The organism is Trinickia camelliae, from assembly GCF_053525655.1.
On sequence record NZ_JBCHAA010000006.1, the window covers coordinates 125,859 to 138,014 of the forward strand.

The following is a 12,156-nucleotide window of genomic DNA, read 5'->3' on the forward strand; positions in this document are numbered from 1 at the left end:
GCGCCATCAAGCGCAAGCGCTCGAAAACCGGCGCACCAAACAAAACACCCCGCTCGAGGCGGGGTGTTTTGTTGCTGGACCGGCAGCGCTGCCGGCACCTGCTGTCGCGTTACTTCTTCTCAACCAGATCGCCTTGCAGCGACTCGATGTACGCGGCGATATCCTTCATGTCGCTCTGCGACAGGCTCTGCACCTGCGCGGCCATGATCGCGTTGTTGCGGCCGAAGCGCGGGTTGCCGGTGCCCATTTGATACTGGCGCAGCGCGAAGAAGATGTAGTCGGAGTGCTGGCCCGCGAGCTTCGGATACTCCGGGCTCACCGGCTTGTTGAGGCCCGGACCGTGGCATGCCGCGCAGTTGTGGGCGTCGGCGAGCACCTTGCCGTTGCCGGCATCGGCGGCGACTGCCGGATTGAACGCGACGAAAGCGCCGAGCACGGCCGCTGCGGTCGCAGCCTTGAACACCGTGCGGAGTGCCTGATTAGGCTTGTTCATGAATTCTCCTATCCCGCGAAATTAGATAGCTCAGTGATGGTTCGAATGCCGTTGGCAACGCGCCTTCATCACTTGTCGGGATTGTCTTTCGAGGTGGGCGTCTGCGCCGCGTAGTAGGCGGCGATATCGGCGATGTCCTGGTCGGAGAGCGATGCGGTGATCGCGTGCATCGTGTCGAAATGACGGTCGCCCTTCTTATAGGCGTGCAGCGCGTTTTCGAGGTATTGCTGGTTCTGGCCGCCGAGAATCGGTACCCGGTAGACCTCCGGGAACGCCGTGCGATAGCCGGGAATGCCGTGGCAGCCGATGCACATTGCAACCTTGCTCCGGCCCGCCTTCGCGTTGCCGACGACATCCGCTGCCTGCGCGCTCACCGCGAAGCCCGCGAACGCTGCCAGCGCTGCGATCACGACGTGTTTGCCGACGAGTTTGTTCATAGCTCTTGTAACCTAGCTTGAGGGGAAACAGGCGCCCAAAAAGGCAACGGCCCGCGCCGTTCTACTTATAGGGTTGCCACGCAGGCCAAAAAAATCGGCCCAATTGTACCGCGCCGCCGCGCCGTGCGTCCACAGGCCGCACTCCCTTGCGAGCGGCCTACACGATACGCCGGCCGCCCCGGAGACAAAAGGGCTTCTGACTTATACTGGAATTTTTTGAAAGAGCGTCCGATATGCGTTTCGAAGGCTCCTCGCAGTACGTCGCCACCGACGACCTCAAGCTCGCGGTCAACGCCGCGATGACCCTGAAACGGCCGCTCCTCATCAAGGGCGAACCGGGCACCGGCAAGACCATGCTCGCCGAGGAAGTCGCGGCCGCGCTCGGCATGCCGCTCCTGCAGTGGCACATCAAGTCGACGACGAAGGCGCAGCAGGGCCTCTACGAATACGACGCCGTGTCGCGCCTGCGCGACTCGCAGCTCGGCGACGAGCGCGTGAAGGACATCGCCAACTACATCGTGAAGGGCGTGCTCTGGCAGGCGTTCGATTCGGACCAGCAGACCGTGCTCCTGATCGACGAAATCGACAAGGCCGACATCGAATTCCCGAACGACTTGCTGCGCGAGCTCGACCGCATGGAGTTCTACGTGTACGAGACGCGCGAGCTCGTGCGCGCGAAGCACCGGCCGCTCGTCATCATCACGTCGAACAACGAGAAGGAGCTGCCCGACGCGTTCCTGCGCCGCTGCTTTTTCCACTACATCAAGTTCCCGGAACCGGCGACGATGCAGCAGATCGTCGAGGTCCACTATCCCGGCATCAAGCAAGAGCTGCTGTCGGCGGCGCTCACGAGCTTCTTCGAATTGCGCAACGTGTCGGGATTGAAGAAGAAGCCGTCGACGTCGGAACTGCTCGATTGGCTCAAGCTGCTGCTCGCCGAAGACATTCCGCCGGAAGCGCTGCGCTCGACCGACCAGAAGCAGATCGTTCCGCCCTTGCACGGCGCGCTTCTGAAGAACGAGCAGGACGTGAACCTGTTCGAGCGGCTCATCTTCATGAATCGCCACAACCGTTGATCGCGAGCCGACGCCGCCACGCCGGCCACGCTCGATCGGCCGAACCCGCGAAGGAAACCGCATGCTGATCGACTTCTTCTATTCGCTGCGCGCCGCGAAGCTGCCGGTCTCCGTCAAGGAATACCTCACGCTGATCGAGGCGCTCAAGGCGCAGGTGATCGCGCCGTCGCTCGACGAGTTCTACTATCTGTCGCGCATGACGCTCGTTAAGGACGAGCAGTATTTCGACAAGTTCGACAAGGCGTTCGGCGCGTATTTTCACGGCGTCGAAAGCACGGCGGCGCTTGCGCTCGACGTGCCGCTCGACTGGCTCAAGAAGAAGCTCGAGCGCGAATTCACGCCCGAGGAAAAAGCGCAGATCGAAGCGATGGGCGGCCTCGACAAGCTGATGGAGCGCCTGAAAGAACTCTTCGACGAGCAAAAGGGCCGCCACGAAGGCGGCAACAAGTGGATCGGCACGGGCGGCACGTCGCCGTTCGGCAACGGCGGCTACAACCCGGAAGGGATTCGGATCGGCGGCGATTCGGCGGGCAACCGCACCGCCGTGAAAGTGTGGGAAGCACGCGCGTACAAGGACTACGACGACCAGGTCGAGATCGGCACGCGCAACATCAAGGTCGCGTTGCGGCGGCTGCGCCGTTTCGCGCGCGAAGGCGCGGCCGAAGAGCTCGATTTGCCCGACACGATCCGCAGCACCGCTGCCAACGCGGGCTGGCTCGACATCAAGATGGTCCCCGAGCGGCACAACAACGTGAAAGTGCTGATGCTGCTCGACGTCGGGGGCTCGATGGACGACCACATCAAGCGCACCGAGGAGCTCTTCTCGGCCGCGAAGGCCGAGTTCAAGCATCTCGAGTTCTACTACTTCCACAACTGCGTGTATGACTTCCTGTGGAAGAACAACCGCCGGCGCCACGCGGAGCGCACGCCGACCTGGGACGTGCTGCACAAGTTCACGCCCGATTACAAGCTGATCTTCGTCGGCGACGCGACGATGAGCCCCTACGAAGTGCTGCAGCCGGGCGGCTCGGTCGAATACAACAATGCGGAGGCCGGCGCCGTGTGGCTGCGGCGTCTCGCCGATCAGTTCCCGCATCACGTGTGGCTCAACCCCGAGCCGGAAGGCTTGTGGGACTATCGGCAATCCGTGTCGGCGATCCGGCAGGTGCTCGGCCAACGGATGTATCCGATCACGCTCGCCGGGCTCGAAACCGCGATGCGCACGCTAAGCAAGTAGTCCGCCAGCGATCCCTCAAAAAACTAAACGACCATTGACGCCTGCCTGGGCGCTTCGCCGCCCCGGCCCCTCATCGCATGAATCCCCCGTCGACTCCCGAGTTCTCCCCGTCGCCCGCCGCTCGCAACGGCGCGTTGCGTCCCTTTGCCGATACTTCGCTGCACGCGGTCGTCGCCGGCTTCGTCGCCATGATGACGGGCTACACGAGTTCGCTCGTGCTGATGTTTCAAGCCGGCCGCGCCGCCCATCTGACCGATGCGCAGATCTCCTCCTGGATCTGGGCGCTGTCGATCGGCATGGCGCTCACGACCATCGGCCTCTCGCTGCGCTATCGCGCGCCGATCGTCATCGCCTGGTCGACGCCGGGCGCGGCGCTCTTGATCACTTCGCTGCCGCACGTCGCCTATCCCGAGGCGATCGGCGCGTTCGTCGTCTGTGCGGTGCTGCTCACGATCGTCGGGCTGACCGGCTGGTTCGACACGCTGATGAAGAAGATCCCCGCCGGCATCGCCGCCGCGCTGCTGGCCGGCATCCTGTTCGAGATCGGCATCGAGATCTTTCGCGCCGCGCAGTACCAGACGACGCTCGTGCTCACGATGTTCGCCGCGTATCTCGTGATGAAGCGCGCGGCGCCGCGCTATGCGATCGTGACGACGCTGATCGTCGGCACGGCGGCGTCGGGCGCGCTCGGCTTGCTCGACTTCAGCCATTTTCACGTCGCGCTCGCGAAGCCCGTGTTCACGATGCCGAGCTTCACGTTCGCCGCGGCCATCAGCATCGGCATTCCGCTGTTTGTGGTCGCGACGGCGTCGCAGAACGTGCCGGGCATCGCCGTGCTGCGCGCCGACGGCTACACGACGCCTTCCGGGCCGTTGATCGCCACCACCGGCATCGCGTCGCTCGTGCTCGCGCCGTTCGGCTCGCACGGCATCAATCTTGCTGCGATCATCGCCGCGATCTGCACCGGCCCCGAGGCGCACGAAGACCGCACGAAGCGCTACACCGCCGCGCTCTGGTGCGGCGTGTTCTATTTGATCGCGGCCATTTTCGGCGCGACGATCGCCGCGTTGTTCGCGGCCTTGCCGAAGGCGCTCGTCGTGTCGGTGGCGGCGCTGGCCCTGTTCGGCTCGATCATGGGCGGCCTCACCAGCGCGATGCACGACTTGAAGCAGCGCGAGGCAGCGCTCGTCACGTTCATGGTCACCGCGTCGGGCCTCACGCTGCTGTCGATCGGCTCGGCGTTCTGGGGACTCGTCGCTGGCGTCGTCACGCAAGTCGTGCTGAACGCCGGGCGCGACTGAATTTGTCAGAACCGAGTCATTCGATCCGCAATAAAATAGCCGGATCACCCTTTCATTGGACAACCGCGCTCACGCGCCTGGAAGATCAGCCATGACAACCGCACTCGATCAACTGAAGCAGTACACGACCGTGGTCGCCGACACCGGCGACTTCCAGCAAATCGCCCAATACAAGCCGCAAGACGCGACGACCAACCCGTCGCTCGTCCTCAAGGCCGTCCAGAAGGACGACTACAAGCCGCTGCTCGAAAAAACCGTGCGCGATCACGCGAGCAAGCCGGTGCGCGACATCATCGATCACCTGCTGATCGCGTTCGGCACCGAAATCCTCAAGATCATCCCCGGCCGCGTCTCGACCGAAGTCGACGCCCGCCTGTCGTTCGACACGAAGGGTTCGATCGACAAGGCGCACGAGCTCATCAAGCTCTACGAGGCAGCGGGCATCGGCCGCGAGCGCGTGCTGATCAAGCTCGCGTCGACCTGGGAAGGCATCCGCGCGGCAGAAGTGCTGCAGAAGGAAGGCATCAAGTGCAACATGACGCTGCTCTTCTCGCTCGCGCAGGCCGTTGCGTGCGCCGAGGCCGGCGCGCAGCTGATCTCGCCGTTCGTCGGCCGCATCTACGACTGGTACAAGAAGAGCACCGGCGCCGACTGGGACGAAGTGAAGAACGGCGGCGCGAACGATCCGGGCGTGCAGTCGGTGCGCCGCATCTACGCTTACTACAAGAAGTTCGGCTACAACACCGAAGTGATGGGCGCGAGCTTCCGCACGACGAGCCAGATCGTCGAGCTCGCCGGCTGCGACCTGCTGACGATCAGCCCGGACCTGCTGCAAAAGCTGCAAGACAGCACCGGCGCGATCGAGCGCAAGCTGTCGCCTGACGCCTTCAAGAGCGAATCGATCGAGCGCATTGCCGTCGACGAACCGTCGTTCCGCTTCCTCGTCAACGACGAGGCCATGGCCACCGAAAAACTCGCTGAAGGTATTCGTGCATTCGCAGCGGACGCCGTGAAACTCGAAAAACTGATCGAGGCTCTGCGCTGATGCTGCCAGTCGCGGCGCACGCCCTCGTGCGCCGCGCTCAATCCCCGAGAAAGAGACCCAGGAGGTAGTGATGCAAGTCCAGCCTTATTTGACTTTCTACGGACGCTGCAACGAGGCGCTCGAGTTCTATCAAAGCAAGCTCGGCGCCGAAGTGCTGTTCAAGATGCGTTTTGGCGATATGCCCAAGGATATGCCGGCGTGCGCGCCCGAGCACGTGGACAAGGTCATGCACGTGTCGTTCAAGATCGGTTCGAGCATCGTGATGGCGAGCGACGGCGATATGTCGAAGCCGGCGGCGGCGTCGTACTCGGGCTTCAGCCTGTCGATTGCACCGGATGATGTCGCCTCGGGCGAGAAGCTGTTCAAGGGCCTGGCGGATGGCGGCGAAATCAGCATGCCGTGGCAGGAGACGTTCTGGGCGCTGGGCTTCGGCATGGTGACCGACAAATTCGGCGTTCATTGGATGGTGAACGTCGAGCGTCCGCAGCAGCAGTAACCCTTCATCGACTCTGCCGCGCGGGCGGCTGGTGCATTCACGTCGTCCACGCCGCCCCACGCAGCACGTTGTTCCGACAGGGCCTGCCCACGCAAGTGGCAGGCCCTTATACTTCGCGCGGCACCTGCGACTGACGCTCGATATTCCAGTGCGGCTCGAGCTCCAACAGCAGCACCCGCAGCTGCTCGACCTGCTCGGCAAACCGCTGGCTCAGCCAGTAAGGCCCTTGCAGATCGGCGCGCAAACCGGCCGGGGCCACGCACGGCGATTCGCCCGGCTCCCAGGCGCACACCGGCGCGAGCAAGCGGATATAGGAACCGAAGCGCAACGCACGCGACATCGAAAGCAGCCCGGAGCGCACGTCCCGCGCCTCGACGCCGCAGCGGCGCGCGAACTCGGCGCGCTCCGCTGCGCTTGCGTGCGCGAGCGAACCCGTCGCCATGAGTTCGAGCGCGCTCAATAGCGATCGATGGACACGCTGGATCGCATCGAGCCGCGCGGTCGATACGCCGATCTCCTTCGCCACCGACGGCATCAGCGCACGCGCCTTCACGAGCCGCTCGCCGAGCGCCGCGAAGGTCGCGACCTGCTCTTCGGCTTCGCACGGCTCGCCCTTCGCGATGCGTCCGAACAGATGCGCACACTCCCGCAGATTGCGCGCGAGGAGGTAGCGCCACGAATAGGTCGCGTGCAGCGGCAACGCGAACGAAAACGCGAGCGCGACCGCGATGCCGATCAGCACGTTCAACGTGCGCCACAGTCCGACATCGATCGTGTTGTCGCCATGGCCCGCGACGATGCACATCGTGATCGCGGTCAGGAGCGCGATATAAGCGGGCCTGCCGATCGCGAAGTAGCCGCAAATTGCGGCCACCACCGACATCAGCACATAGGTGAGCGTCAGCGAACCGATGAAACGCAACTGAATCAGCACCAGGAGACCGACGAGCGCGCCGAGCATCGTGCCGAGCGCGCGCTCGGCCGCTTTCTTGCGGATGTTGCCTGAATGCTGGAGGCCGCCGATCACGATCAGCACCGTCACCGATGCCCAAATGCCGTGCGGAAAGTCGACACCGGTGGTGACCAGGATCGACACGAGCATCGCCAGGCCGACGCGGATGCTGTGAAGCATCCGCGCGTGCTTGAACCGGTAATACGGCGACGTGACCGAGCGCCAGATGCGCGCGCAGCGTTTGCAGGTGAAGACTAGACGGTCCGGTTCGGTAGAAGCCATGAAAGGCTCGCGTTCAAAAATGTAGGCGTGGGAATTCGAGATAAAAGGATATCGCGCACGCAAGAAAAAAGCCCGCAACGATCGTTGCGGGCTTGCTCTAGCCGGGATACCGCGGATGTTGCGCTGCGCCGGATTTGACCCAGCGCAACGCCGCTCCATCCGCCGGTCAGCTTTCGACGACGTCCAGATAGTCCTCCGGGCGCGTGCGGTCCTCGGCCGATTTCATGCCGGCGACGCGCACGATCGCGCTGACCACGATCGCCACGATGAGGTTGATCGCGAGCGACCATAGCGCCGCATAGCCCGGAATCGCCGTGCCGCCGAGATGGATCGTAAAGATCGAACTCTTCAGGCCCGTCGATCCCGCCATCCAGGTGCCCAGCGCGATACCCACCGCCCAGCCGGCGAGCAGGCCCCGGTAATCGAGCTTGCGCGTGTAGAGACCGAGCACGATCGCCGGCAGCGTCTGGATGATCCAGATCCCGCCGAGCAGCTGCAGCTGGATCGCGTACGTGAGCGGCAGGCCGAGGATGAACGCCACCGCCCCCACCTTGACGATCAGCGAGACGAGCTTCGCGACGTTGGTCTCCTGCTCGTGCGACATGTTGCGGTTCACGAACTCGCGATGGATGTTGCGCGTGTACAGGTTCGCTGCCGCAATCGACATGATGGCCGCCGGCACCAGCGCCCCGATGCCGATCGCCGCGAACGCGACACCGACGAACCACGACGGGAAGAAGTGCAGGAACAGCGCCGGCACCGCGAAGTTCGGGCCGAATGCCTTGAAGTACGGTGCGAACTCGGGCATGTCCTTCACGCCCGAGGCGAGCGCCATGTAGCCGAGCAGCGCAAGCAGGCCGAGCACGAGCGAGTACGCGGGCAGCATCGCCATGTTGCGGCGAATCGTGTTGCCCGAGGACGACGACAGGATCGCCGTGACCGAGTGCGGATACAGGAAGAGCGCGAGCGCCGAGCCGACCGCGAGCGTCGCGTACGCGCTGTAGCCGTTCAGGCTCGTCGCGTCGGGCGCCTTCAGGAGCAGCTTGGCCGGCGGCACCGCGCTGAAGATGTGGCCGAAGCCGCCCATCTGCGCGGGGATCACGATGATCGCCACCGCGATCGTGATGTAGATCAGCAGGTCCTTGACGACCGCGATCATCGCCGGCGCGCGCAGGCCCGACGTGTACGTGTACGCGGCGAGAATCGCGAACGCGATGATGAGCGGCAGGTCGCCGACGAAGCCGGACGTATCGAAGCCGAGACCGCCGATCACCACTTCGATGCCGACGAGCTGCAGCGCGATATACGGCATCGTCGCGATGATGCCCGTCACCGCCACCGCGAGCGCGAGCATGCGGCTGCCGTAGCGGGCGCTGACGAAGTCGGCCGAGGTCACATAGCCTTGGCGCTTCGCGACGCTCCACAGCTTCGGGAACACGACGAACGCGAACGGATAGATCAGGATCGTATAGGGCAGCGCGAAGAAGCCGGTCGCGCCCGCGCCGAACACGAGCGCCGGCACTGCGACGAACGTATAGGCGGTGTACAGGTCGCCGCCCAGCAGGAACCACGTGACGACCGTGCCGAAGCGTCGGCCGCCGAGGCCCCACTCTTCGAGATGCGCGAGATCGCCGCGCCGCCAGTGCGCTGCGACGAAACCGAGAATCGTGACGCCGATAAAGAAGAGAACGAAGACAAAGGTTGCAGTGGCGTTCATCGTGCGCCTCCTTGCGAACCCTTCGTCGAGCGCGTCTTGGTCTTGAAGTAGACGAGCGCCGTGATGACCGCGCTAATCAGCACCCACAGCAGCTGATACCAGTAGAAGAACGGAAAGCCCCAGAGCTGCGGGTCGATCTTGTTATAGGAAGGCACCCAGATCATCGCGATCCAGGGCAGCACCAGCAGCCAGAGCCAACGTTTGGCGGCGCGGTTGGCGTCGGCGTCTTGAGCCATGACGTCTCCTTTGTACTTTATTGAAGTTGTGGTCCGTTGTCGTGACTGGCGAGCGCCCGCTTCCGGGCAGCCCACGGACCCCCCGAAAGCTTCGCAAGAGTATAAGAGCCGGACCGGCGCGGTCAAGCGGGGCCAACCCGAGGCGGGATGGCCCTGTCAAGCGGATTTCGCTGAAATGAATTGCGCGAGGGAGCGGTGTGTTGTCGCACTTGGGCTGCTCACTTAGGTCGCGCTTGGGTCGCGTTGGGGCGGCAGCACACCGCGGACTTCAGATCGTGAAGCGCGCGCGCTTACCGCCGAGCGACGCCTCGAGACCCTTGAGCCACTTGCGCGCGGGCAAGCCGAGCTTCTCTTCGATCAGCTTCGCGCGCTGCTGCAGCGTGGCGAACGGCACGTCGAGCGCGGGGCCGGAGAACGCCAGCGCGACGCGATTGCCTTCGTGCACTTCCGGCAGCGCGATCACGCGGTTGTCGAACACCGCGTTCAAGTGCTTCATGTTGCGCACGAAGCTCGGGTGGTCGCCGAACAGATTGATCGTGACGACGCCGGCATCGGCCAGGCACGCGCGCACCGCACGGTAGAACGCGATGGTGTCGTGCACCGGGCCGCGCGCCGTCGCGTCGTAGAGATCGATCTGGAGCGCGCCGATCGTGCCGTGGTTGGCGCGGTCGTTGACGAAGTCCCACGCGTCGGTTTCGTGCACGGTCAGGCGCGCGTCGTCGTGCGGCAGCTCGAACATCGTTCGCGCTGCTACGACGACAGCCGGGTTCAGCTCGACCGCCTCGACGTGCGCGCGCTTCAGGAAGCGGTGCGCGAACTTGGTGAGCGCCGCCGCGCCGAGGCCGAGCTGCACGACGCGCTTCGGCGTTTCGAGGAACAGCAGCCAGGCCATCATCTGCTGCGCGTATTCGAGCTCGATGTGATGCGGCTTGTTGATGCGCATCGCGCCTTGCACCCACTCGGTTCCGAAGTGCAGGAAGCGCACGCCGCCCTCTTCCGAGAACGTCACGGGCGCGAAACGCGGTTTGCGCGGCGCTTCGATGATGGGCGCGTCGTCGAGATCGGCGCCGTCGGCGAGGCGTTTTTTCGTGCCCTTCGTGCGCGAGATTTTCTGCTTCGAGGCGGAGTCGTCGTCGCGGCGCGATTTGCGGAAGGCGCGCGCTTCGGCCGAAGCGCGTTTGATCAATTCAGTCATGTCAGGATGTCGTGCCAGAGATAGGCGCTATTTTTGAGCGAACGAGAGGATAGCATTGTGCGGGATTGGCTCGCCGTAACGGCTTGCCGTTTCGGCTTGCCGTGTACAAGCCATGTCAATTGAGTAAATTGAGTCCGTTGCGCGAAGCGTTGGAGATGCTACAACATGGCTTAGGCGGCAATACCCAACATCCGTAGACGGCCTTCGCGGCCCTTCCCGGCCACTCTGCACTGACACTCACCATGAAATCGGCCAACGAACCGTGGACCCGCGAGTCAGCCGGGCTTTCCGCGCTGCCTAGCCAAGCCCCTGCGCTTCAAGCCACTTCGGCGGCCGACGCCGATTCGTTCGAGCCGACGCTGCCCACGCTGACGCCGCTGTCGGGCGCCACGCTGACGCCGCCCTTGCCCGGCGCGCCGGCCAATCACGAAACCCCGCGCCACAGCCTGCAAGCCACGGCCATCCTGCTGTTCGGCTACGCGATCCTCATCACCGGCAACGGCCTGTTGAGCACGCTGATCTCGCTGCGCTTGATCGAGCAGCAAACGCCCTCGCTCGTGGTCGGCGTCGTCCAGTCGGCGTATTACGCGGGTTTCATGGTCGGCGCGCTGTGGGGCGGCGGGCTGATCCGGCGCGTCGGACACCATCGCGCGTTCGTCGCGCTCGCGGCCTTCTCGGCCTGCTGCGCGCTCGGCTTTGCCGTGTGGCGCGCCGCGCCGGTCTGGGTTGCGCTGCGCTTCGTCATGGGCTTTTCCCTCGTCGGCATCTTCACCGTGATAGAGAGCTGGCTGCATCAGGTCGCGAGCAACGCGCACCGCGGGCGGGTGTTTTCGGCCTATCTGATCACGAACTATCTGGGCGTCGGCATCGGGCAGTTTCTGCTCGGCTTGGCCGACCCGGCGGGCTTCGAGCTATTCAGCGTCGTGAGCGCGCTGTTCTCGGCCTCGCTGATACCGGTTGCATTGGCGGGCGGTGCGCCGGGTCAGGCGGCCGCTCATGGTTCCGCTCATGCACCCGTTACGGCGTCGGGTGAATCCGTCGTGCGGCCCGGCGGCGCGTCGAAGCTTGCGCGGGGGTTGTCCGGGCTCGGCATCGTGTACCGGTGGGCGCCGCTCGGCGTGTTCGGCTGCCTCGCGGCCGGACTCCTCAACAGCAGCTTCTATACGATGCAGCCGATTTTCATGCGCCGGCTCGACTATTCGATCGGCGACGTGTCCCACTTCATGGGTTTCGCGCTGCTCGCCGCCTTGTTGCCGCAATGGCCCGTGGCGCGCTTGGCGGACCTCGTCGACCGCCGCGCGGTGATCGCCGCGATCTCGGCGCTCACCGCCGCATGCTGCGTGCTGCTGTTCGTGCTGCAAAAAGGGGGGCTCGCGGTCGCCATCGACTATCTCTACGTCGCCGTGGTGTTTTCGCTTTACGGTGTCGTCACGTCATATGTGAACGATTGCACGCCGTCCGATCAACGCATCGCGGTCAGCTCGGCGTTGCTGCTGATTTTTTCGCTTGGCGCGAGCGGCGGGCCGACGCTCGCGTCGGCGGCGATGGCGCTCGTCGGGCCGAGGGGGCTGTATCTGTTCGCGGCGGTCGTTACCGGGGCGTTGACGGTGCTGACGTTGCGCAGTCTGAAAGCCGCGCCGCAGTTGCGGGGTTAGCGCGATTCGCGCCGGCGCTCGCGCATTACCACCC

General features: G+C 64.4%; 12 protein-coding genes. 6 read left to right on the forward strand and 6 right to left on the reverse strand.

Annotated features, from left to right (window positions below):
* Window positions 1-109: 109 nt before the first annotated feature.
* Both AAHK20_RS12470 and AAHK20_RS12475 read right to left on the reverse strand, forming a co-directional pair.
* The gene (locus tag AAHK20_RS12470) at window positions 110-493 is read right to left on the reverse strand and encodes a c-type cytochrome (protein WP_449181761.1); all 384 of its coding nucleotides are present in this window, start codon (window positions 491-493) and stop codon (window positions 110-112) included.
* A 68-nt stretch (window positions 494-561) separates the two neighbouring features.
* On the reverse strand, window positions 562-930 hold the full coding sequence (locus tag AAHK20_RS12475) for a c-type cytochrome (RefSeq protein WP_449181762.1): 369 nt from the start codon (window positions 928-930) through the stop codon (window positions 562-564).
* Window positions 931-1,163: 233 nt separating this feature from the next.
* Here AAHK20_RS12475 and AAHK20_RS12480 point away from each other — a divergent pair, with 233 nt between their 5' ends.
* The 5 genes from AAHK20_RS12480 (at window position 1,164) to yjdN (ending at window position 6,085) form a co-directional block, all read left to right on the forward strand.
* Window positions 1,164-2,006 (forward strand): AAA family ATPase, encoded by an 843-nt coding sequence (locus tag AAHK20_RS12480; protein WP_449181763.1) that lies wholly within the window; start codon window positions 1,164-1,166, stop codon window positions 2,004-2,006.
* Window positions 2,007-2,067: 61 nt separating this feature from the next.
* Window positions 2,068-3,243 (forward strand): vWA domain-containing protein, encoded by a 1,176-nt coding sequence (locus AAHK20_RS12485; protein WP_449181764.1) that lies wholly within the window; start codon window positions 2,068-2,070, stop codon window positions 3,241-3,243.
* Between the two features lie 77 nt (window positions 3,244-3,320).
* Complete coding sequence (locus AAHK20_RS12490; RefSeq protein ID WP_449181765.1) at window positions 3,321-4,544, forward strand: benzoate/H(+) symporter BenE family transporter; 1,224 nt, start codon at window positions 3,321-3,323, stop codon at window positions 4,542-4,544.
* A 91-nt stretch (window positions 4,545-4,635) separates the two neighbouring features.
* On the forward strand, window positions 4,636-5,589 hold the full coding sequence (tal, locus tag AAHK20_RS12495) for a transaldolase (RefSeq protein ID WP_449181766.1): 954 nt from the start codon (window positions 4,636-4,638) through the stop codon (window positions 5,587-5,589).
* A 70-nt stretch (window positions 5,590-5,659) separates the two neighbouring features.
* On the forward strand, window positions 5,660-6,085 hold the full coding sequence (gene yjdN / locus AAHK20_RS12500) for a VOC family metalloprotein YjdN (protein WP_449181767.1): 426 nt from the start codon (window positions 5,660-5,662) through the stop codon (window positions 6,083-6,085).
* A 106-nt stretch (window positions 6,086-6,191) separates the two neighbouring features.
* Here the strand turns inward: yjdN and AAHK20_RS12505 are convergent, their stop codons facing one another.
* The 4 genes from AAHK20_RS12505 to AAHK20_RS12520 form a co-directional block, all read right to left on the reverse strand.
* Complete coding sequence (locus AAHK20_RS12505) at window positions 6,192-7,319, reverse strand: FUSC family protein (RefSeq protein WP_449181768.1); 1,128 nt, start codon at window positions 7,317-7,319, stop codon at window positions 6,192-6,194.
* 166 nt (window positions 7,320-7,485) lie between these two features.
* Window positions 7,486-9,036 carry a monocarboxylate uptake permease MctP gene (mctP, locus tag AAHK20_RS12510; RefSeq protein WP_449181769.1) on the reverse strand — a complete coding sequence of 517 codons (1,551 nt, stop codon included), beginning with the start codon at window positions 9,034-9,036 and terminating at the stop codon, window positions 7,486-7,488.
* Entirely contained in the window at window positions 9,033-9,272 is a 240-nt protein-coding gene (locus AAHK20_RS12515; protein WP_449181770.1) for a DUF3311 domain-containing protein, read from the reverse strand. Before AAHK20_RS12515 ends, mctP begins: the two co-directional genes overlap by 4 nt.
* 268 nt (window positions 9,273-9,540) lie before the next feature.
* Window positions 9,541-10,467, reverse strand: coding sequence for a class I SAM-dependent methyltransferase (locus tag AAHK20_RS12520; protein WP_449181771.1), 927 nt, complete (start codon window positions 10,465-10,467; stop codon window positions 9,541-9,543).
* Between the two features lie 242 nt (window positions 10,468-10,709).
* Here AAHK20_RS12520 and AAHK20_RS12525 point away from each other — a divergent pair, with 242 nt between their 5' ends.
* Window positions 10,710-12,122, forward strand: coding sequence for an MFS transporter (locus AAHK20_RS12525; RefSeq protein ID WP_449181772.1), 1,413 nt, complete (start codon window positions 10,710-10,712; stop codon window positions 12,120-12,122).
* Window positions 12,123-12,156: the final 34 nt, after the last annotated feature.